Origin of the sequence: Thermanaeromonas sp. C210 (assembly GCF_013167955.1) — a bacterium.
Classification (GTDB): Bacteria; Bacillota; DSM-521; order Neomoorellales; family Neomoorellaceae; genus UBA12545.
In genome coordinates, this window is record NZ_BLWF01000002.1 from 221,185 (window position 1) to 242,226 (window position 21,042).

Annotated in this window: 20 protein-coding genes; 1 reads left to right on the forward strand and 19 read right to left on the reverse strand. The window is 59.1% G+C overall.

What is annotated here, in order from left to right:
- The first annotated feature begins 113 nt into the window (after nucleotides 1-113).
- Nucleotides 114-275 (forward strand): hypothetical protein, encoded by a 162-nt coding sequence (locus TAMC210_RS05190; protein WP_173297740.1) that lies wholly within the window; start codon nucleotides 114-116, stop codon nucleotides 273-275.
- A gap of 81 nt (nucleotides 276-356) precedes the next feature.
- Here TAMC210_RS05190 and TAMC210_RS13910 read toward each other — a convergent pair whose 3' ends face one another.
- The 19 genes from TAMC210_RS13910 to TAMC210_RS05285 all read right to left on the reverse strand — a co-directional run bounded on the left by TAMC210_RS13910 (nucleotide 357) and on the right by TAMC210_RS05285 (nucleotide 20,929).
- Nucleotides 357-656 (reverse strand): group II intron maturase-specific domain-containing protein, encoded by a 300-nt coding sequence (locus TAMC210_RS13910; RefSeq protein WP_173298145.1) that lies wholly within the window; start codon nucleotides 654-656, stop codon nucleotides 357-359.
- A gap of 602 nt (nucleotides 657-1,258) precedes the next feature.
- Nucleotides 1,259-3,364 carry a ribonuclease R gene (rnr, locus tag TAMC210_RS05200; protein WP_173297741.1) on the reverse strand — a complete coding sequence of 702 codons (2,106 nt, stop codon included), beginning with the start codon at nucleotides 3,362-3,364 and terminating at the stop codon, nucleotides 1,259-1,261.
- Between the two features lie 21 nt (nucleotides 3,365-3,385).
- The gene (locus TAMC210_RS05205; RefSeq protein ID WP_173297742.1) at nucleotides 3,386-4,129 is read right to left on the reverse strand and encodes a coenzyme F420-0:L-glutamate ligase; all 744 of its coding nucleotides are present in this window, start codon (nucleotides 4,127-4,129) and stop codon (nucleotides 3,386-3,388) included.
- 3 nt (nucleotides 4,130-4,132) lie between these two features.
- Nucleotides 4,133-5,029: an N-acetylmuramoyl-L-alanine amidase gene (locus tag TAMC210_RS05210; RefSeq protein WP_173297743.1), complete on the reverse strand. Its 897-nt coding sequence runs from the start codon at nucleotides 5,027-5,029 to the stop codon at nucleotides 4,133-4,135.
- A gap of 226 nt (nucleotides 5,030-5,255) precedes the next feature.
- Nucleotides 5,256-5,807, reverse strand: coding sequence for an HDIG domain-containing metalloprotein (locus TAMC210_RS05215; RefSeq protein WP_173297744.1), 552 nt, complete (start codon nucleotides 5,805-5,807; stop codon nucleotides 5,256-5,258).
- Nucleotides 5,808-5,835: 28 nt separating this feature from the next.
- The gene (locus tag TAMC210_RS05220) at nucleotides 5,836-7,827 is read right to left on the reverse strand and encodes a sodium-translocating pyrophosphatase (protein ID WP_173298146.1); all 1,992 of its coding nucleotides are present in this window, start codon (nucleotides 7,825-7,827) and stop codon (nucleotides 5,836-5,838) included.
- 33 nt (nucleotides 7,828-7,860) lie between these two features.
- Entirely contained in the window at nucleotides 7,861-8,085 is a 225-nt protein-coding gene (gene secG / locus TAMC210_RS05225) for a preprotein translocase subunit SecG (protein WP_173297745.1), read from the reverse strand.
- Nucleotides 8,086-8,247: 162 nt separating this feature from the next.
- Complete coding sequence (gene eno / locus TAMC210_RS05230; protein ID WP_173297746.1) at nucleotides 8,248-9,534, reverse strand: phosphopyruvate hydratase; 1,287 nt, start codon at nucleotides 9,532-9,534, stop codon at nucleotides 8,248-8,250.
- Nucleotides 9,531-11,081: a 2,3-bisphosphoglycerate-independent phosphoglycerate mutase gene (gpmI, locus tag TAMC210_RS05235; RefSeq protein ID WP_173297747.1), complete on the reverse strand. Its 1,551-nt coding sequence runs from the start codon at nucleotides 11,079-11,081 to the stop codon at nucleotides 9,531-9,533. Before gpmI ends, eno begins: the two co-directional genes overlap by 4 nt.
- 1 nt (nucleotide 11,082) lies before the next feature.
- Nucleotides 11,083-11,841: a triose-phosphate isomerase gene (gene tpiA / locus TAMC210_RS13480; protein ID WP_173297748.1), complete on the reverse strand. Its 759-nt coding sequence runs from the start codon at nucleotides 11,839-11,841 to the stop codon at nucleotides 11,083-11,085.
- A 93-nt stretch (nucleotides 11,842-11,934) separates the two neighbouring features.
- The gene (locus TAMC210_RS13485; protein ID WP_173297749.1) at nucleotides 11,935-13,122 is read right to left on the reverse strand and encodes a phosphoglycerate kinase; all 1,188 of its coding nucleotides are present in this window, start codon (nucleotides 13,120-13,122) and stop codon (nucleotides 11,935-11,937) included.
- 91 nt (nucleotides 13,123-13,213) lie between these two features.
- The gene (locus TAMC210_RS05250) at nucleotides 13,214-14,221 is read right to left on the reverse strand and encodes an ArsJ-associated glyceraldehyde-3-phosphate dehydrogenase (protein ID WP_173297750.1); all 1,008 of its coding nucleotides are present in this window, start codon (nucleotides 14,219-14,221) and stop codon (nucleotides 13,214-13,216) included.
- Between the two features lie 181 nt (nucleotides 14,222-14,402).
- Complete coding sequence (rpoN, locus tag TAMC210_RS05255) at nucleotides 14,403-15,785, reverse strand: RNA polymerase factor sigma-54 (protein WP_173297751.1); 1,383 nt, start codon at nucleotides 15,783-15,785, stop codon at nucleotides 14,403-14,405.
- Between the two features lie 64 nt (nucleotides 15,786-15,849).
- Nucleotides 15,850-16,458 (reverse strand): DUF1405 domain-containing protein, encoded by a 609-nt coding sequence (locus tag TAMC210_RS05260; RefSeq protein WP_173297752.1) that lies wholly within the window; start codon nucleotides 16,456-16,458, stop codon nucleotides 15,850-15,852.
- Nucleotides 16,455-16,940, reverse strand: coding sequence for an acyltransferase (locus TAMC210_RS13790; RefSeq protein ID WP_173297753.1), 486 nt, complete (start codon nucleotides 16,938-16,940; stop codon nucleotides 16,455-16,457). The genes TAMC210_RS05260 and TAMC210_RS13790 overlap by 4 nt, the downstream gene beginning before the upstream one ends.
- A complete protein-coding gene (gene whiA, locus TAMC210_RS05270) occupies nucleotides 16,903-17,847 on the reverse strand; it encodes a DNA-binding protein WhiA (protein WP_173297754.1) in 945 nt (314 codons plus the stop codon). Before whiA ends, TAMC210_RS13790 begins: the two co-directional genes overlap by 38 nt.
- 21 nt (nucleotides 17,848-17,868) lie before the next feature.
- The gene (locus TAMC210_RS05275; RefSeq protein WP_254388523.1) at nucleotides 17,869-19,221 is read right to left on the reverse strand and encodes a gluconeogenesis factor YvcK family protein; all 1,353 of its coding nucleotides are present in this window, start codon (nucleotides 19,219-19,221) and stop codon (nucleotides 17,869-17,871) included.
- Nucleotides 19,222-19,226: 5 nt separating this feature from the next.
- On the reverse strand, nucleotides 19,227-20,123 hold the full coding sequence (gene rapZ, locus TAMC210_RS05280) for an RNase adapter RapZ (RefSeq protein ID WP_173297755.1): 897 nt from the start codon (nucleotides 20,121-20,123) through the stop codon (nucleotides 19,227-19,229).
- Between the two features lie 2 nt (nucleotides 20,124-20,125).
- The gene (locus TAMC210_RS05285) at nucleotides 20,126-20,929 is read right to left on the reverse strand and encodes a Cof-type HAD-IIB family hydrolase (RefSeq protein WP_173297756.1); all 804 of its coding nucleotides are present in this window, start codon (nucleotides 20,927-20,929) and stop codon (nucleotides 20,126-20,128) included.
- Between the last annotated feature and the right edge of the window lie 113 nt (nucleotides 20,930-21,042).

Genomic DNA, 21,042 nt, shown 5'->3' on the forward strand with positions numbered 1-21,042 from the left:
CTGCCCCCCGTTTGCCGGATGAATAATTAAGCTTGTTTTAGCCCCTACCCCTTAGATGATTCGGTAGGGGTTCTTTTATGCTTACTACCGCAACCCAACAAGGTGGGTAGTATTTGACGCTTACCTTTGATGCTTTTGGTGTAGCTTTCTTTTTACTGGCCCTGCTGGACTTCTCTACTTCGCCAATCTCCCGCTTCGAATTACCCGTTTCATCGCTGGCTTCTGCATTAACTCCAGAACTGGCTTCGTTGGCTTCTTCAGCTTTATCTACGTGAGCGTATCGGGTAGGAGGGGGCGACTAACCCCCGTCACCCCCCCACACACACACCACCGTACGTACCGTTCGGTATACGGCTTCATAAGGCACTACGAAGTGCTAAGTACCGCTCAACTAAACTCGTCAGCCCTTGGTCTCTCCAGAACTTAAGGCCAAGGGCTTTATTCACCTGGGGAGTATTGACCAACCGCCAGTACCCTTTCCGTGACCCGCTTATAAGTGCTGCCCAGTCCTCAGGTATTCCTAACGCTACTAAGTTGCGTCTCCTGGTGCAGGGTTTTCTCCACTGCCGCAGCATACACATCCTGAGCCGTCGCCTTATCCACTCATCTAGGGCTTCAAGGGTGCTGCGCGTATCTATTAGCCGAAAGTACCCTATCCATCTGTCTTCGCCCTCCCCTCGAACTAATAGAAAGCCTCCCTGTCCTTATGTTCGGTCCTTCCCCCTCTTTGACGCCTAAAAGGGGGTACTATGACCTCTGCTGACTCCTGCCAGTTCATTCGCACCTTCCAGTGCGGGTTACCAGATTACCTGGCGCGCCTGGCAGGCCTCGCCGGGTAAGGACGTTGACTTTCCCTCCTTCCACCCACCGCATATACTCTCAGCAGTCTTCCGTAGCAAGGACTTCGCTTTGTTTCGCAAGCTCATCCAACTGCTGCTAGCCTCCTATGCGGTTCCTGTTCGTCGGACCGGAGGTTTGCCGCCGGCTTCCTTCGGATTCCGCCTCACGACGGACACCCTTGCCTTAAGCTAACGTCTACTGCTACCTTCGTCGTTCAGGACTTACACCATATAGCCAACGCCCATGCCGGGCGCACGAAGAAAAACCCGGGCCAGGAAAATATGGCCCGGGTATATTTACATCTCGAATAGCATGCTTAGCCTACTTAGATACATATTAGAGCTTGTCCCATCAGTTCGCAGCCCAATAGGATTTTCCCTTAGCCCTAGTCCACTGGGGGTCCCCCTAGACCCTTGCCTTACACCAGTTCCAAATCCACCTGCCGCGCCTCTACACTGACGCGGATCACCTGGACCTGAACCCTCTGGCCGATCCTGAAGGATTTGCGGGTATGGACTCCCACCAGGGCCATCTGGTCCTCCTGGTAATAGTAATAGTCATCTGTCAGGGTAGAGACGTGGACCAGCCCTTCTACGGTATTCTCCAGCTCCACAAAGAAACCGTAAGGTACTACTCCGCTGATGGTGCCGGGATGAACTTCCCCTATCCGCTCCTTCATATACTCCACCATTTTCAGAAGAAGGGACTCCCTCTCCGCCTCTTCAGCGATCCTTTCCTGTTCCGACGCCTGGGCTGCCGCCCTGGCCACCAGCTCCTTCATCTTTTCCAGGCGCCGAGGATGGATCTTCCCCTTGGCCAGAACTTCCCGCAGGATCCGGTGGACCACCAGGTCCGGATAGCGGCGTATCGGCGAAGTAAAATGGCAGTAGTACTGGGAGGCCAGACCGAAATGGCCTAAAGCCCCTGGAGCGTAACGCGCCCGCATAAGGGACCGCAAAATAACGGTATTGATAACCCTTTCCTCCGGCCGGCCCCGCATTTCCGTTACGATGCGCTGCAATACTTTAGGATGGATGCGGCCCTCTGCGTCCCTGCGCACCCGGTACCCCAGCGGCCCCAAAAAGCGGTTCAATTCATCGAGCTTATCCGGAGCCGGCTCCTCATGCACCCGATAGATGAGGGGTATCTCCAGGAAGTGGAGGTGCCGGGCGACCACTTCGTTGGCCAGGACCATGAATTCCTCGATAATCCTTTCGGCTATACTGCGCTCCACCCGGATAATCTCTACGGGCCTGCCGTTCTCATCTAGGACGACCTTAGCCTCAGGGAAATCAAAGTCGATGGCCCCCCTCTTCATTCTTTTCTCGTATAAAATTAAGCAGAGGGCCTCCATAAGGCGAAAGTCTTCCACCAGGTCCCGGTAGCGGGCCATGAGGTCAGGATCCCGGTCCACTAAGATACGCCGGACGGCATCGTAAGTCATGCGCTCCCGGACGCGGATGACGGAAGGGAAGATTTCGTAGTCGACGACCTTCCCCTGGGGAGAAACTTCCATGACCACAGACATGGCCAGGCGGTCGGCACCGGCATTCAAGCTGCAGATGCCGTTGGATAGGCGGGGGGGCAGCATGGGAATAACCCGGTCGACCATGTAGACGCTTGTCCCCCGGCGGAAGGCCTCCTTGTCCAGGGCCCCGCCTTCCTTCACATAATAACTCACGTCCGCTATGTGTACTCCCAAGAGGAAATTACCGTCGGGCATCCGCTCGATGGAAACCGCATCATCCAGGTCTTTAGCATCAGCCCCATCGATGGTGACCAGCCGCCAATCCCGCAGGTCTCGCCGGCCTTCCAGGTCGGCGGCTGCAATTTCTTCCCTGATCTTTTTCGCCTCGCGTTTGACGGCCGGGGGGAAATCCGGGTCCAGGTTGTACTTCTTGATGATGGAGAGGACGTCCACCCCCGGCGCGCCTGCCGGGCCCAAAACTTCGATAATCCTTCCCTCGGGATTCCGGCGCGCTGCCGGCCAGCGCGTGATCTCCACCACCACCTTATCCCGGTGTCTGGCCCCCTTGCTCTCTTCCAGGGGAATAAAGATGTCCTGCTGCAGGTGGGGATCGTCCGGTACCACAAAGGCCACCCGCCGGTTACGCTCGTAGGTGCCTACTACCCGGGAATTGGCCCGTTTGAGGACGCGGATGACTTCCCCCTCCCGCCGCCGGGTCCCCTGGTCGGGCAGCAGCCGAGCCAAGACCAGATCCTGGTGCATGGCCCCGTTTAGGTTGCCCGGGCTGATGTATATGTCCTCTTGCTCCCTTTCCAGAGGCAGCAGGAAGGCAAATCCCCTGGGAGACACTTGCAGTTTGCCTGCCGCCAGGCCCATCTTCTCCGGTACCCCGTATTTATTCTTCCGGGTGCGCACTACCCTCCCTTCGGTTTCCAGTTCGTGCAACAGTTCCTGCAGGGCATGGTACTCTATCCCTAGTGTTTCCCCCAGTTCTTCTAGGGTCATAGGACGGTACGATTTATGCCGCATAAAATCCAGAACCTTTTCTGCTTCCACATGAACCACTGTCCGCTCGGCCTAGGCTAGGCCTTCACCTCCCTTGGTGGTAATTTTACCAGATCCCGGCCCGGGAAGACAGGTGGTAGAAGGGAGCCGTCCCCGCCCCGCCCGTTTAAGTACTACAATAGGGGTCTGTTCGTCTTCATTCCCGAAGGGATTGTCCCGCAGGGCGTCCTTTACGGCATCGGCATACAATTTATTGCTTATACCGATAATGTCGACGCAGCCCAGGTCGTTCACATCGGCTATGACTGCTTCTGCTCCCGTAGCCTTCTTGATGTCCTTCACCACCTTGGCCGGGTCCTTGGGCCCCAGCACCACATGGCGTTCGTAAGGATACATGGTGCCAGCCACATCGTCTATCAACGCCAGCTCCCTGCCCGCTACTATATAGAAAAGACCCTTCTTGCCCAGGATTTTCCCTACCGCCGCGGCAGCGCAACCGGCCAGAATGCGCGCCCGGCCTACTTCATCAATGGCCAGCTGCATGGCCACCGGAGTGGCCAAGCTCCCGCTCTTGGTGGGAAAGCGGCAGAGGAAGCGAGCCAGCCTTCCCGGTCGAACGGTTTCCGGCAAAACGGCCCGGCCCTGGGTAATGGCTACTGCGCTTTCCGCCAGGGCAATGACATCGCCCCGGTTGGCTATTCCCTCCGTGTAGCGCCTTGCCACCTCTACAATATCGTCCTTTTCCGTCAGGACATGGGTGCGGATGGGTATTTTGGCCGCAAACCTTATGGCCGGCGCCCTCTTGGGTCCCCTCATGGCCTAGCTTACCCCTTTTTTTACAAATTGAAAGAAACTGTGAATGGTAGCCAGGGCCAACTTGCGGTGAAAATAGGGATTACGCAAAATGCCTTCGTCCACCCAGTTGGTAATAGTGACCGTTTCCACCAGGAGGCCCTGCTTGCCGCCCAGGACGGCCAGGTCCGGGCAGGGCCTTACGCCGCGACCTGGGATCTTGGTCTTGGCCATGATCTCCTCCAGGACAAGCCGGGCCAGGCCCGCGCCGCCTTCGGCCTGGGGGTTATACAAGACCGCGGCCCCCCTAACCCTGCGGTCTTCCGTACCGTGGGTATGCAGGCTGATAAAAAGAGCGGTATCGGCCGTTACTTTTCCACAGCGCTCCTGCCAGGAGGGGTTTTCCTCCGGGCCCCGGGTTATGACTACTTCTGCCCCCAGGCGCTCCAACGCCCGGGAAAACTCCTGGGACGTGGTCCAGACGACATCCTTCTCCCACAGGTCCACCGGCCCCCGGAAGCCGCCGTCCCCACCCCCGTGGCCGGGATCCACTACAATGCGCTTGCCCCGGTAAAATTTCTTCAGGGGCTCCCGGCTGAAGTGCAGGACGACCCGGGCCGGCGGTCCTTCCTCCAGGGTAGTGAACACCTCCGTCTCCGTTTCCAGCATCACCTTAAAGTTAACCTTCCCCGCCGCAGGTTCCTCCACCAGAACTTCCCTGATAATCCCGTCTCTTACAGCCAGAGGGCCCGTGTACATATTTACCGCCGCCTCGGCCTGAACCTGGCACAAGAAGGGTTCTGGTTGGGCCAGCCGGAAGGGGAAAGGTCCGGTGGCTTCGATTACAAGGAGACTCTCATCTTCTCCGTCCCTCCCGGGCTCCAGCCGGCTGAAGATGTTGGTAAGACGAGGGGCTCCTACCACTCCGTCCCACCTTCTTTCAGGCAACTACTAAATTATAGTATTACCGGCCGCCTTGTTCGATTACCACTTTCCTACCCTGGGAGGTTTCTATTTATTTCCCGTTAACCCAGTCCCTGGCGCCAGCGTTACGGCGGGGGACAGCCGCCCGGCCCGTTAGCTTCCCCCGGGAATCAGAAAGGCCCCAGGCATTTCTTCCTGGGGCCTTCTCGTATTGGAGGAAAGGGCTTCATAGCCCTAATTCACCGGCTATGCCCTTCATGGCTTCCAGGCCTATGCGCAAGAACTCTTCCAGGGATAGTCCCAGCTCCCGGCAGGCGGCGATCTGTTCGCGTTTAGCCCCCCGGGCGAAGGATTTCTCCTGGTAGCGGTTCAGGAGAAAAGGTACATCCACGGGAGCCAGTTTTTTCTCCGGCCGGATGAGGGCCGCAGCCACAATCAGCCCGGTCAGGGGATCGGTGGCGTAAAGGGCTTGACTCAACCGGTCTTCCCGAGGCAGGCCGTGGATCTCGTTATGGGCCTTGACGGCGTAGACGATTTCCGGTTCCATCCCTTCCTGCTCCAGCATGTCTCCCCCCACCAGGCTGTGGCGGTGGGGATCGTCTTTAGTTGCCTCATAGTCGATATCGTGGAGAAGCCCGGCCAGACCCCATTTGTCTTCGTCTTCCCCCAGGTGCCGGGCCAAGGCCCTCATGACCGCCTCTACCGCCAGGCAGTGTTTGAGGAGATTGGGGGTACTGATGTGTTTCTGTAGAAGTTCGAGGGCTTGTTCTCGCTGCAATTCCTATCACTCCGGCTGTTCCGGTATTTTACATAAAGAGGGGGGCAAATACCAAGGCAACGATGGTCATCAACTTAATCAAGATATTCATCGAGGGGCCCGAAGTATCCTTGAAGGGATCCCCCACGGTATCCCCATTCACGGCAGCCGCATGGGCGGGGGAACCCTTCCCGCCGAATTGGCCGCTTTCGATAAATTTCTTAGCGTTATCCCAGGCACCGCCGGCATTGGCCATCATTACCGCCAGCAGAAAACCCGAGACAAGGGAGCCCGCCAACAGCCCCCCCAGGGCTTCCTTGCCCAGGCCGGGAAGGAGGCCTACGGCCAAGGGAACAACCACTGCCAGAAGACCGGGTACCAGCATTTCCCTCAAGGCCGCACCCGTACTGATGGCCACGCAGCGGGCGTAATCGGGCCGGGCCTGACCTTCCATAAGGCCGGGGATGGTCTTAAACTGGCGCCGCACTTCCTCTATCATGTCGAAGGCGGCCCGGCCCACGGCCTTCATGGTCAAAGCGGCAAAAAGGAAGGGCAGCATACCGCCGATGAAAAGACCGGCTATCACTTTAGGGCTGGTCAGATCTATAGAGGTGATCTTAGCCGCTGTAGTGTAGGCGGAAAGCAGGGCCAGAGCCGTCAGTGCCGCGGAGCCGATGGCAAAGCCTTTACCGATGGCCGCGGTGGTATTACCTACGGCATCCAAGGTATCGGTAATCCTGCGCACATTCGGTTCCAGCTCGGCCATTTCGGCTATACCGCCGGCGTTATCGGCAATAGGTCCGTAGGCATCTACCGCCACAGTAGTGGCGGTGGTGGACAGCATGCCTACCGCTGTCATGGCTATGCCGTAAAGACCGGCAAATTTGAAAGCGGCCAGAATGGCTATCACGATGACTATGATAGGCAAGGCGGTGCTAATCATGCCGACGCTTAGACCGGAAATTATGTTGGTGGCCGTACCCGTCTGAGAGGCTTTTGCAATTTCCTTTACCGGCTCATAGTCACCGGAAGTATAGTATTCGGTGATCCGCCCGATGAGCACCCCCGCCACCAGGCCCGCTACCGTGGCCAGAAACACCCCCATCCCTGTGCGGGGAGGTAAGAGACCGGTAGTTGCGAAATAAGTACCGACAACGGCCAGGACGCTGGCTACCATAGTTCCGGTGTTTAAGGCTTTTTGCGGGTTGCCGCCCTCTCCGGTGCGGACAAAGAAGGTGCCGACAATGGAAGACACGATTCCGACGGCCGCCACCATGAGGGGGACTATGGTCCCATTAGGGATACCCAGGGCGGCCCCCAGGGCGATACCGGAAATAACGGAGCCCACATAGGATTCAAATAAATCAGCTCCCATGCCGGCCACGTCACCTACGTTATCCCCCACGTTATCGGCAATTACCGCCGGGTTGCGGGGGTCATCTTCCGGAATTCCTGCCTCTACCTTGCCCACCAGGTCGGCGCCTACGTCGGCTGCTTTAGTATAAATGCCTCCACCTACGCGGGCAAAGAGGGCGATGGAACTGGCCCCCAGGGCAAAGCCATTGACAATATTCGGGTTGTCAAAAAGGATGTTAACAATTCCTAAACCCAGTAAACCCAGGCCCACCACGCACATACCCATAACTGACCCGCCGGAAAAAGCGATACCTAAAGCCGCGTTCAGACTCTTGCGGGCCGCATTGGCCGTACGGACGTTGGCCTTGGTAGCCACATTCATGCCCACGTAACCGGCACCGATGGAACATAGGGTGCCCAGAACATAGGCGACAGCGGTCGCCGGCTGCATGCTTTCGGCGCCCTCGGTCGTCACGCCGGTAATAACGATTAGAGCTGCCATGCCCAAAACAAAAAACACCAGGGTGTGGTATTCCCTCATCAAGAAGGCCATGGCTCCTTCATGGATGGCACCAGCTATTTCCTGCATCCGCGGTGTGCCGGGGTTAGCCTGGCCGATGCGACGGGTTAAGTAATAAGCGAAGGCCAAAGCCAAAATTCCTGCCAGTGGTGCTGCTAAAACCAAGTCCAAAGCCCTCACCCCCTCAAGAATTGCAGCTTAAACCATAGATAGAAGTAAGGTAAACAGCATAAAGGCCGCCGCCAGACCGGCTGATATTTTGGCCAAAAATTCATCCAGTCCCTTTTTCTTGCCGAAGATGCTCTCCGCTCCGCCGGCAATGGCGCCCGAAACCCCGGCGCTGCGGCCCGATTGAAGCAAGACGGATGCAATTAAGGCCAGCGCAACCAGAATCTGAAGTACCAACACTATAGTCCGCAACATCCTCTCACCTCCCGGTGGGCGGGAAATAGTATAGCACATTTCCGCCGGCAATGCCTTTATTTTAGCACATGGGGTGGAAGGAGACAAGGCTTAAAGAGGCTTTCGCCGCTGCCGCCCCTTTAAGCCTCGCTTTATTTCATTTAAAGCGTAGACCGCTATCCGCTACTTCTTTATGTTGTAAAAAGCCCCCGGCCCGGCATAGGTCGCCGCCAGGTCCAGCTCCTCTTCGATGCGTAGGAGCTGGTTATACTTGGCCACCCTGTCGGTTCGGGAAGGAGCGCCGGTCTTGATCTGTCCGGCATTGGTCGCCACCACAATATCGGCGATGGTGGTATCCTCCGTCTCACCCGAACGGTGGGAAACGATGGCCGTATAGCCGGCCCGCTTGGCCATTTCAATAGCCTCCAGGGTTTCCGTCAGGGTGCCGATCTGGTTGACCTTAATGAGGATGGAGTTGGCCACTCCCATCTCAATTCCCCGACGCAGCCTCTGGGTGTTGGTCACAAAGAGATCGTCGCCGACCAGCTGCACCCTATCCCCCAACCTTTGGGTTAACGCCTGCCAGCCTTCCCAATCGTCCTCGGCCAGGCCGTCCTCCAGGGAAATGATGGGATATTTCTCCACCAGGGAGGCATAGAATTCTACCATTTCTTCCCGGGTACGGGTTACTCCCTCCCCGGCGAAGTGGTACAGGCCGTCCCGGTAGAGCTCGGTGGCGGCGACGTCCAGGGCCAGGAAGACATCCTCGCCCGGCCGGTATCCGGCCCGGCCGATGGCTTCCAGGATCACCTCAATGGCCTCGACGTTGGAGCTCAAATTAGGGGCGAAGCCCCCTTCGTCGCCCACGGCCGTATTGAGCCCCTTGGCCTTGAGGACCGCCTTGAGGTAATGGAAGATTTCTGCGCCCATGCGCAGGGCTTCGGCGAAGTTTTCCGCGCCCGCCGGCATGATCATGAACTCTTGAATGTCCACGTTATTGTCGGCATGCTTTCCGCCGTTGAGGATGTTCATCATGGGAACCGGAAGGGTATGGGCGTTAACCCCTCCCAGGTAGCGGTAGAGGGGAAGATCCAGGGCGGCGGCTGCCGCCTTGGCCACCGCCAGTGACACGCCCAGGATGGCGTTGGCCCCCAGTTTGCCCTTGTTGGGGGTGCCGTCCAGCTCGATGAGCTGCTGGTCGACGGCGCGCTGATCCAGGGCGTCCATCCCTACAATTTCCGGGGCGATGACGGAGTTGACGTTGCCCACCGCTTCCTGCACGCCTTTACCAAGGTAGCGCTGTTGGTCATTATCCCTTAATTCCACCGCTTCATAGGCTCCGGTAGAGGCCCCCGAAGGGACGGCCGCCCTGCCCCGGGCCCCGCCTTCCAGGACCACCTCCACCTCCACGGTGGGATTGCCCCGGGAATCCAAAATTTCCCGGGCATAAATATCGTTAATAATGGTCATGGTAACACCTCCGCCTTTTCTGCTTCTAAAATCAAATTGCGGCCCGTCATGGCCTCCGGTTGGTCCAGACCCAGGAGGGCCAATACGGTGGGAGCCACGTCCTGGAGGGAGCCCTCCCCCAGCCTGGCCTGCCGGTAGCGCTCGTCCACCAGGATGAAGGGAACCGGGTTGCTGGTGTGGGCCGTATGGGGTTCTCCGTTGGGTTCCACCATTTCCTCCGCATTGCCGTGGTCGGCAGTGATGATGAGGGGTGCCCGGCGGGACGTCATGGCCTCGGCCAGGCGGCCGAGGCACTCATCCACCGCCTCCAGGGCCCGGATGGCCGCCTGAAGATCCCCGGTATGTCCTACCATATCCGGATTGGCAAAATTAAGGACAATAAAATCATAAGTATCAAGCCTCTTGAGGACTTCCACGGTGACTTCGTAGGCGCTCATCTCAGGCTTCTGGTCGTATGTGGCCACTTTGGGGGAGGGGACCAGAACGCGGTCCTCGTTGGGGAAGGGCTCCTCCACCCCGCCGTTAAAAAAGAAGGTAACGTGGGCGTACTTTTCCGTCTCGGCAATGCGCAACTGTTTCAAGCCCGCCCGGCTCACTACCTCGCCCAGGGTATCCTTTAAATCCTGGGGCGGAAAGGCTACCGGTGCCGGGATGGTGGCGTCGTACTGGGTGAAACAGACAAAACTAATGTCGAGTTTGCCCCCGGGCCGCTCAAAATAGGGGAAATCATCGTCCACAAAGGCCCTGGTGAGCTGGCGGGCCCGGTCAGCCCGGAAGTTATAGAAAATGACCGCATCCCCGTCGTTTACGGTGGCCAGGGGGCGACCGTCCCGCATAATCACCGAGGGTTCCACAAACTCATCGGTAATATTCCGCCGGTAGGAGGCCTCTAAGGCCTCCCCGGCGCTCGCAAACCCGTGGCCCTCCCCGGCCACCAGCGCACGGTAGGCCTTTTCCGTCCGCTCCCACCTGCGGTCCCGGTCCATGGCATAGTAGCGGCCCATGATGGTGGCGATGGCTCCCCGCCCGTGCCGCCGGCATTCCTCTTCTACGGCCTCTATGTACTGGCCTGCACACGCCGGCGGCACATCCCGGCCGTCCAGGAAGGCATGTATGTACACCCTGTCCACGCCTTGGCGCGCGGCAAACTCTAGAAGGGCGTAGAGGTGCTCCAGGTGGCTGTGGACGCCTCCGTCGGAAAGGAGACCTAGAAGGTGCAGAGCTCCCCTCCGTTTTTTAACCTGTTCCAAGGCTTCCAGCAAAACACTGTTCCTAAAAAATGAACCATCGCGGATAGCCCGGCTGATGCGGGTCAGCTCTTGATAAACAATGCGACCGGCACCTATGTTGAGGTGTCCCACTTCCGAGTTACCCATCTGCCCTTTAGGGAGTCCCACGGCTTCGCCCGAAGCGGCCAGGAAGGTATGGGGGAATTCATGCCACAAACGCCGGAAGTTAGGCAGGCGGGCTAGGGCCACGGCATTTCCCTCTTGCTCCTCGCTAACCCCCCACCCGTCGAGGATTATAAGCATCAACGGTTTGTTCATCTCAGTCCTCCGCAGCGGTATTCACAATGGCGGCAAAAGAGATCGGGTCCAGGCTGGCCCCTCCCACCAGGGCACCATCTATGTCTGGCCGGGCCATAAATTCCGCTATGTTTTCCGGTTTTACACTGCCCCCGTACTGGATGCGGCATTTGTCGGCCGCCTCCCGTCCGTACATGGCAGCCAACCGCTCCCGGATGTACCCTATGGCTTCCTGGGCATCCTCGCCCGTGGCGTTCTTGCCCGTGCCTATAGCCCAGACCGGCTCGTAGGCCACTACCAGGCGGGCCACCTGCTCCGGGGTGAGGTCCCCCAGTCCTTCTTCCACCTGGCGCCGGCATACTTCCAAGGTCTGCCCCGCCTCCCGCTCGGCCAGGGTTTCGCCCACGCATACAATGGGTGTGAGTTCGGACCGAAAGGCCGCCTGCACCTTTTTCTTAACGGTGGCGTTGGTCTCGCCGAAATACTGCCGCCGCTCAGAATGACCGATAATACAATACCGACATCCCAGTTCCTTTAACATGGGGCCCGAGATCTCGCCGGTATAGGCGCCCTCGTCTTCCCAAAAGATATCCTGGGCGCCAACGCTGATATTAGACCCTGCCGCAGCGGCCACGGCCGCGGCCAGGGCGGTGAAGGGCGGGCAGACCACCACTTCTACCTGGGCCCCGCCCACCAGCTGCTTCAGATCCGTTATCAGGCGCCGCGCTTCGGCGGAAGTCTTGTGCATTTTCCAGTTACCCGCAATAATGGGCCGGCGCAAGGAAATCACCCCTTCTTTCTTGCGTATCCCTTCCCTTTCGTCGGCCTTCCGGCCGATCGGCGAAGGGCTGGTACCACGAAAATCGGGCCGACGTTAAGACCTGTCCTGCAGGGCCGCAACCCCAGGCAGTTGCCGGCCTTCCAGGAATTCCAGGGAAGCTCCTCCACCGGTGGATATATGGGTAATCTTATCCGCCACGCCCATCTTCTCTACCGCGGCCACGGAATCACCACCGCCCACAATGGTCGTGCCCCGGACCACAGCTACGGCCCTGGCGACGGCCTCGGTGCCCGCCGCAAAGGGCTCCATCTCGAACACGCCCATGGGTCCATTCCACACCACCGTCCGGGCACCCTGTAAGGCTTCGGCAAAGGCGCGCCGGGTTTCCGGGCCGATATCCACGGCCGCCCACCCGTCGGGTACCCCTTCGTCGGCCTCAACCACCCGGTGGGCCGCTCCCGGCGCCACTTCTTGGGCCGCCACCAGGTCCTGGGGAAGGAGTACGTTGACTTTCCTTTTCTCCGCTTCGGCCAGGAGCTCTGCTGCCAGGGATACCTTATCCTCTTCTACCAGGGACTTGCCCATCTTACAACCCCTGGCTTTGAGGAACGTGTTGGCCATACCGCCGCCGATGATCAGGGTGTCCACTTTGCCCAGCAAATTGCGGATCACGCCGATTTTATCCGAAACCTTGGCCCCCCCGATGACCGCCACAAAGGGCCGTTCGGGGTCGGCCAGGGCCTTGCCCATGATCTCGATTTCCTTCTCCATAAGGAAGCCGGCCGCGGCGGGCAGATAACGGGCCACTCCTTCGGTGGAAGCATGGGCGCGGTGGGCGGCGCCGAAGGCGTCGTTAATATAAATATCCGCCAGGGCCGCCAGTTTCCGGGCGAATTCCGGGTCGTTTTTCTCCTCCTCAGGATAAAACCGGATGTTCTCCAGCAGCAGGACTTCCCCCGGCTCCAAAGCCGCTACGGCCCTTTCTACCTCGGGGCCAATGCATTCATCCACCTTTTTTACCGGCCGGCCAAGGAGCTCCTCGAGGCGCCGGGCCACCGGGTCCATGCGCAGGGCCTCGTTCACCTTGCCCTTGGGCCGCCCCAAATGGGATACCAGGATGATTTTGGCCCCCTTATCAACAAGATACCGGATGGTAGGCAGGGCCGCCCGGATACGGGTGTCGTCCGCCACCTGACCGCCGTCCAGGGGGACATTGAAATCGACCCGCACCAATACCCGCTTGCCGGCCACGTCCAGGTCCTTAAGGGTGAGCTTGTTCACACTCTCCACCTCCTGTAACTGGTCAATCAAAGCGGCCGCCTTTCCCCGGCGACCGCCTCTTAAATGAGGATTATGGGTATCCCTCGGGCTCCTAGAGCCCTTTGGAGGCCATGTAGGCGGCCAGATCGATGACCCGGTTGGAGTAGGCCCATTCGTTGTCGTACCAGGCGATGACCTTAACCATAGTGCCTTCCATCACCATGGTGGAGGGGGCGTCTACAATGGAAGAACGGGCGTCCCCGTTAAAGTCGCGGGAAACCAGGGGCTCCTCGCTGTAGCCCAAAATACCCTTCAGTTCCCCTTCGGCCGCCGCCTTAAAAGCCGCATTTACCTCTTCCACCGTGGTGCTCTTTTCCACATCGGCCACGAGATCCACTACCGAAACGTTGGGCGTGGGCACGCGCATGGCAAACCCGTGGAGCTTGCCCTTTAATTCCGGCAATACCAGGCCGATGGCTTTCGCCGCGCCGGTGGTAGTGGGAATGATGGACATGCCGGCGGCCCGGGCCCGGCGCAGATCCTTATGCACCAGATCGAGAATACGCTGATCGTTGGTGTAGGAGTGGACGGTGGTCATCAGGCCCCGCAGTATTTTGAAGTGCCGGTGCAGCACCTTGACCACCGGAGCCAGGCAGTTGGTGGTACAGGAGGCGTTGGACACCACATGGTGTCTGGCGGGATCGTATTTGTCCTCGTTCACGCCCATGACAACGGTAATATCTTCGTTCTTGGCCGGAGCACTGATGATGACTTTCTTGGCGCCCGCCTGGAGGTGGGCCGCCGCCTTGGTGGCATCGGTAAACACCCCGGTGGACTCCACCACGATGTCTACTCCCAGCTCCTTCCACGGGAGCTTCGCCGGTTCCCTTTCCGACAGAACCTTTATTGCGCGACCGGCCACCACTATCTCGTCATCGCGGGCCTCTACCGGAACATCCAGAGCTCCGTGAACGGAATCGTACTTCAAAAGGTGGGCATTGGTTTTGGCGTCGGCCAGGTCGTTGACGGCTACAACCTGTACCTCCGGGTTCTTCAGGGAAGCGCGCATGACCAGGCGGCCTATGCGGCCGAAACCGTTAATGGCAATCCTGACTGGCATTTATGTATCCCCCTTCTCCAATCTATTATGTCTTTGGTTATTCTAAAATATGATTGCGTCCCTGGGAACAATCTCCTTCTTGTATTCAACATACAAGCCGAGAATCCTTTTTGCCAGAACGAAATTTAGGGTGACCCCCCGGGTCACCCCCCCGACAAGACAACCCTCTAGTCATGACGCCTTAGTCGTAACGCCTGCGCTTGCCGGCCGCCGGAATACCCGCCTCGTCCCGGTACTTGGCCACCGTTCGTCGGGAGATCCGTATCCCCTGCTGCCGCAAGATATCGGTCAACTGCTGGTCCGTCAGGGGCGAGGAGGGATCTTCGCGTCCCACGGCTTCGGCAATCAGCTTTTTGATGCTTTCGGCCGCCGCCGAACCGTCCCTCTTGCCCACGCCGCTGGCGAAAAAGAATTTCAACTCGAAGAGGCCCTGGGGAGTCTGCACGTATTTGTTAGCCGTAGCCCGGCTCACCGTGGATTCGTGCAGGCCCAGCTTGTCGGCCACCTGGCGCATGGTCAGGGGCTTAAGGTATTTTATCCCCTTTTCCATGAACTCCCGCTGCTCTTCTACAATGCAGCTTATCACCCGGTACAGGGTCAAGCGCCGCTGTTCTACGCTCCGGATGATCCAGGCCGCCGCATTTAGCCTATCCTCAATGAACTTGCGCGTCCGGGAATCACAGCAATCCTGGTGCAGGAGGGCCTTGTAATGGGGATTTATCCTCAGGCGGGGAGCGGCCACGTCATTGATCAGCACTACGTACTCGCTGCCCACCCGTTCTACGATGGCATCGGGGATAATATAACGGACGTCCCTGTTGCTGCCGAAGGTGCGGCCAGGTTTGGGATCCAGCCGCCGGATAAAATCCACGGCCGCCTGTACCTGGGAGAGGCTTAAGCCCAGGCGCCGGGCGATTTTGGCCAACCTGCCCTCGGCCACGTCGGGCAAAAAATGGCGGATGATTTTTTCCGTGCCGGCGGGTACGTCCCGGTACTGGCGCAGTTGCAGCAGCAGGCACTCCACCAGATCCCGCGCCCCCACTCCCGGCGGGTCGAACCTGTGGATGACCTCCAGCACCCGCCATACTTCTCCCGGATGGACCTTAAGGCACTCGGCCGCCTCCTTAATGGAAATTTTCAAATACCCATTCTGATCAATATTGCCGATTAAGAAAAAGCCTATCTTTAGCTCGTTGCCGCACCTCACCGCCAGTTTCAGCTGTAACAGCAAGTAGTCGTGCAGGCTCTGGCCTTCGGCGGCCGGGTAGTTTTCCTGGCGGGCTTCCTCCCTATCTTCCCGGGGAAGGGGGACATAGCCCAGGTCGCTCCCGTCGGCAAAGTACTCTGTCCACTCAAAATCGAAATCGTCCGCCTCTTCCCTATCTTCTGCTACCAGGTGTTCTTCCTCCCGGAGCTCGAGGATGGGGTTCTCTTCTAGTTCCTGCTGAATATAGTCGATCAGCTCCAGGGTGGAAAGCTGCAAAATAACGATAGCCTGGCGCAGTTCGGGCGTCATTACCAGCTTTTGGGTCTGTTCCAGGTGAAGCCCCATACCGGCCCGCATGCCTTTCCACGCCTTTCCTTCCGTGACTTTTCCCCGTGCTTTAACCCCTCTCCTTAATACAATATTAATATTCTTGGTCGGCGGCCATTTTCCTGCATGAAAAACAAAGAATTAATAGGCTGCTTAAGGCTACGGCGGTTACGGCCGCCAGCACCTCCTGGTCCGGCCGGAAGAGGTAGGGGTGCCACCCCAGGGCGTAGTCCACATAATCATTCAGACCCAACCAAATCCCGATCCCGAGGACCTGCCGGAAGCCGGCCGGCCAGTGGTGTACGAAAATAAATCCTTCCAGCGCCATGCCCAGGTGGCTCAGGAAAAGCATGGCCTCCAGGGGTTCCACCGGGCCGCCTTTTAACCAGTAATCGGTTATAACAACCGCCGCCCACAGGCCGTATTTGATCACTCCCGCAGCCGCCAATAGCCTCAAGAAGGGGTTTTCCTTCCCCTTCAGGGCCAGCGCCAGGGCCAGGGTAAAGAGGGAAGTCGAAAGGGGGCTGTCAGGGGTAAAGACCCACCAGATCCGGGGAGTGGCGGCCAGCTGCTCCCGGTACCAGTAGTAACCGTATAAGGAGCCTAAAAAGTTGATGCCCAGGAGGGTCTTTAAGAACCACGGCTGGTGGGGATTCTCCCACAACAACTCGCGGCACCAGGCCAGGAGGCCTCTACCCTTCATGCCGCATCCCCCCTGAGGGGCCGGGCGGGTACTCCGCCCACTACGGCTCCCGGGGGCACATCCTGCGTTACTACCGCACCCGCACCTACCAGGGCGCCGTCGCCTATGCGCACGCCGGGCAGTATCGTCGCGTTAGCTCCGATCAGCACCCAGGAGCCTATTTCCACCTTCCCCAAGCGGTACTCTTGGGGCAGGAATTCATGGCACAGGATGGTCGCATTGTAGCCGATAATGGTGTTCTCCCCTATGCTGATCAGGTCGGGCCTTAACACGTCGAACATGGCCATCAACCCTACCGAGGCGGAGGAAGCCACTCTAACCCCTGCCAGCCGGAGGAGGAAATTCTTAAGCCGCAGAAAGGGCAGGTAGCGGCTGAACTGGATTAGGGCGAAGTTCCAGGCCACCCTCCACAAGGGTGCCACCCGGCGCCAGCAGGCCATGGAATTAGTATTTTCTACTGGGAAACTCTGGAGCCGACGCATCGGTATTCCCCTCGGCTTTAAGATTCTCGGCCAGGGCCTCCAGGCGGCGCAGGCGATGGTTAACTCCCGATTTGCCCACCCGGGGGCTCAACATTTCCCCCAGCTCCTTTAAAGTAGCTTCGGGGTAGCGCAGCCTCAGCTCGGCCACTTCCCGGAGGGCCTGGGGCAGGTTGGCCAGGCCTATCCTATCTTCCAAAAACCGGATGTTTTCCACCTGGCGCATCCCCGCCTCGATGGCCTTGCTCAAATTGGCCGTTTCGCAGTTCACCAGCCGGTTGACATGGTTGCGCATGTTTTTATACACCAGCACGTTTTCGTAGGTCAGGACGGCCGCATGGGCGCCCATGAGGCTTAAGATCTTTATGATCTGCTGGCTGTCCTTGAAGTACAGGGCCAGCCCCCGGTTACGCCGGTTCACGCCCGGCTGGAGGTCCATCGCCCGCAACAGCCCCCGGAGGAAACGGAGGTCGCGGGCTTCTACCACCAGCTCCAGGTGGTGAGCCAGCTCCGGGTTGGCCACCGAGCCGGCGGCCAAAAAGGCCCCCCGCAGATAGGCCGCCCGGCAGCAGGGGTGCAGGGACCGCTCCCTTTCCTCCAGTATTTTTTCCCCTTCCGGTTCTAAGTTTACGAGATAATAGATGTGGGGCCGGCGCGAGCTTTTTTGCTTGTCCCTTGCTACGCGAACCTTAAGCCCCCCTTCTTTAGCCAGGGAGTAGGCCTTCCGCATGAGGGCAGCGCTCTCCGTGGTCAAAAGGACATCTTGACCACGGAGTGAAACATCCCGGGTCCCGCGCGAAAAGTGCCAGAGGGCGGCTAATTCCGCCATGCGACAGCAGTCCTGCCTGGACTGGACCCGGACCAGCTCCTCTTTAACGCGAGCCGAAAATGAAAGCTGGTTTTCCCGCAATTCTCCCTTCCACCTTTGCCTTTATTCCCGGGCATGGACGGAAGGCCCGTCCAGCTTCTTCCGCAGCATAAAGTAAAACCGCCCCGGCGACTTCCAGGCCCGCCGCTTATAGATCTCCTCCATGATCACCCGGGCCAGGCGGTCGGGATGGTGGCGCACCACATGGGTCTCGTCGATGAGCCAGGCCTTGCGCAATTCCACCCCCAGCTTCGCCACCGCGGCGGCATCCACGGCCACCGGTTGGGCGCCCTTTTCCCGGTAGCGGCGCCTGGCGGCCCAGGAAACTGGGCCGCTGTGGGCGATTACGCAGTCGATGATCCCGGGACCACAGTGGGCCTGGATGGCGCGGAGATGGTCGGCCACCGTGTACCCCTCCGTCTCTCCCGGCTGGGTCATGACATTGCTTATATAAAATACCGGGGCTCGGGTGCGGCGCAAGGCTTCCGCCAGGCCTCGCACCAGGAGGTTGGGGAGGACACTGGTGTACAGGCTGCCGGGGCCGATGACGATGGCATCGGCGTGTTCAATAGCTTCCACGGCCTCCTCAGGCGGCCGGCAGTCGGCCGGATGTAAGAACACCCTCTTGATACGCTGGCCGGGGACGGGGATACGGCTTTCTCCCCAGACTAAAGTCCCATCCTCGCGCTCGGCCCCCAGGGTGACCCGGCTTAGGGTGGAGGGAAGCACCCTCCCCCCCACCGCCAGAACCCTGCCCAGCTCGCTCACTGCTTTGACAAAATCCCCCGCCATGTCCGTCATGGCGGCCAGGAGGAGGTTGCCCAGGCTGTGACCCGCCAGCCCCTCACCCTTGCGGAACCGGTAATTAAAAAGCTCTTCCATCAGCACTTCTGTGTCGGCCAGGGCCACCAGGCAGTTGCGCACGTCCCCGGGAGGCGGAATGTCCAATTCCGCCCGCAAGCGCCCCGAACTCCCCCCATCATCGGCCACTGTGACCACCGCCGTCAGGTTGCGGGTATAATTTTTTAACCCCCGGAGCAGCACGCCGAGGCCCGTCCCCCCGCCGATGGCCACAATCCTGGGGCCTCCTTCCAAGAGGCGCCGACGGTAAAAAACTTCCCAGGGGCTCTTATCCCGGGGCCAGAGGACGTGGAGAACGGAGCGGGTGAGCTGCTCCAAGCCGAAGAGCATCATGACCAGTCCGGCCGCAGCCACCAGCATACCGCTTAAGATCGGCGGACCCCAAAACCCCAGGGTATGGTCGATGAGCCAGCGGACGCTGCGCTCGGCCGACCCCAAAAGGGTGACCCCCAGGGCTACCGCCAGCCCCGAAACCAGTAAAAAAAAGCCCAGGACCGCCAGCAGCAGCCAGCGTTTGACTTTTAAACCCGGGTACAGCCATTTAAGGCTTCCCAAGGGCCTCACCTCCTGCGGTGGCCGGCTGAATGGTGCATGACGTCCCGGTGCTTAACAATAACTTTCCTGTTGGGTCCTTTAAGCAACTCCCCGATTGTGTTGGCCAAAGTCACGGAGCGGTGCTGTCCGCCGGTACAGCCGATGGCGATGACCAGGTGGGATTTACCTTCCTTGACGTAATGGGGAATAAGGAAATGCATTAAGTCCATGAACCTGGCTATGAACTCCGAGGTAACGGGGGAATCCAGGACGAAATCCGCCACACAGCGGTCGTGACCGGTGAAGGGCCGCAGGGCCGGAACATAGTAGGGATTGGGCAGGAACCGCACATCCAGCACCAGATCAGCGTCCAGGGGTATGCCGTATTTGTAGCCGAAGGATTCGACAGTGATGGTGAGCTGCTCCCGTTCCCCGCCAAAGAGTTCCATGATCTGTTCCTTTAACTGGCGGGGGGTTAGCTCAGAGGTATCGATGATTTTGCTAGCCCGGCCCTTGATCTCCTGCAGCCGGCGGCGCTCCTCCAGGATCCCCTCCAGTATGCTCTCTCCCGCCAGGGGATGGCGTCGCCGGGTTTCCTTGTACCGCCGCACCAGGATATCATCCGAAGCTTCTAAAAATAAGATCTCGTAGGGGAAGCCTTGACTGTCCAGGTAGCCCAAGGCCTCCTCCAATCCCTCGAAGAAAGCGCCGCCCCGGATGTCCATGACCAGGGCTACCTTCTTGTTTTCCCCTGAAGGCGGACTCTGCTTATTCAGCAGCTCCACCAGGCCCGGTATCAGGGAAGGGGGAAGATTATCAATGCAGAAAAACCCCAGATCCTCCAAGAAGCGAATAGCCTGCGTCTTGCCCGCCCCCGACAGGCCGGTAACGATGACCAGGCGCAAATTTCGTTTTCCCTGCATGGTTATCTCTCCAGTATAAACCGAGTGAGAGCTTCGGCCACGCCGCCTTCGTCGTTGGTGCCCGTAACGTAGTCGGCATGCGCCCGGACGCCAGGCGGGGCGTTGCCCATGGCCACCGCCAGGCCGGCAAAGCGAAACATATCCACATCGTTGAAGCTGTCGCCGATTACCATGACTTCCCGGGGGGATATCCCCCGGCTCGCCGCCAGGAGGGCCAGCCCCTTGGCCTTGCTGGCCTCGGGGTTGATGATCTCCAGGTAGTGGGGAAAAGAGCGCGTTATATATACCCTGTCTCCCAGATCCCGCCTCACCTCCTCCTCCAGCCGGTCTAATTCGGGCCCGTGGTGCACGGCGACAAATTTAATGGGCTCCGTCTTAAGAACCTTCAACATATCGTCTACTCTATTAAGGGGCACCCGGGCCTGCTGGGAATACAAGATGTTTTCCGACCGCACATCCTCTACCAGGAGCTCGTCGTCTATATAAATATTAAAGGCCAGATTATAAGCCCGGGCCTTCAGGACCAGGCTTCTGGCTACCTCGAGGGGCAGCAGCCTCTGCCAGAATACTTTCCCCGACAGGGGATCCTTTATGAGGGCGCCGTTATATACGATCAAGGGCAGGGAGAGGCCCAGCTCCTGAGCAAAGGGCAGGGCGGAACGGAACATGCGGCCGGTGGCCAGGGTAACGCCCACCCCTTTTTCCTGCACCCGGCGAACAGCTTCTTTCGCCCGGGGTTCCAGGTCAGACCGGCTGTCCAGGAGGGTGCCGTCAAGGTCCAGGGCAACTAGGCGAATCTCAGGCAACGGTTCTTCTCCTTCCCTTCGAGCAAAAGAGCAAAGACGGTGACCCCGCGCAGGGTACCGCATCTGGTGGGCCGGACGCCCCGGCCGCCCTCGTCGGGGTTCCTGGGGGAACA

Coding starts and splice junctions, on each gene's coding strand:
- TAMC210_RS05205 (WP_173297742.1), bottom strand. CDS start 4,129: ATGAGGGGACCCAAGAGGGCGCCGGCCATAAGGTTTGCGGCCAAAATA.
- secG (WP_173297745.1), bottom strand. CDS start 8,085: ATGTTGCGGACTATAGTGTTGGTACTTCAGATTCTGGTTGCGCTGGCC.
- eno (WP_173297746.1), bottom strand. CDS start 9,534: ATGACCATTATTAACGATATTTATGCCCGGGAAATTTTGGATTCCCGG.
- gpmI (WP_173297747.1), bottom strand. CDS start 11,081: ATGAACAAACCGTTGATGCTTATAATCCTCGACGGGTGGGGGGTTAGC.
- TAMC210_RS05250 (WP_173297750.1), bottom strand. CDS start 14,221: ATGCCAGTCAGGATTGCCATTAACGGTTTCGGCCGCATAGGCCGCCTG.
- rpoN (WP_173297751.1), bottom strand. CDS start 15,785: ATGCGGGCCGGTATGGGGCTTCACCTGGAACAGACCCAAAAGCTGGTA.
- TAMC210_RS05260 (WP_173297752.1), bottom strand. CDS start 16,458: ATGAAGGGTAGAGGCCTCCTGGCCTGGTGCCGCGAGTTGTTGTGGGAG.
- TAMC210_RS13790 (WP_173297753.1), bottom strand. CDS start 16,940: ATGCGTCGGCTCCAGAGTTTCCCAGTAGAAAATACTAATTCCATGGCC.
- rapZ (WP_173297755.1), bottom strand. CDS start 20,123: ATGCAGGGAAAACGAAATTTGCGCCTGGTCATCGTTACCGGCCTGTCG.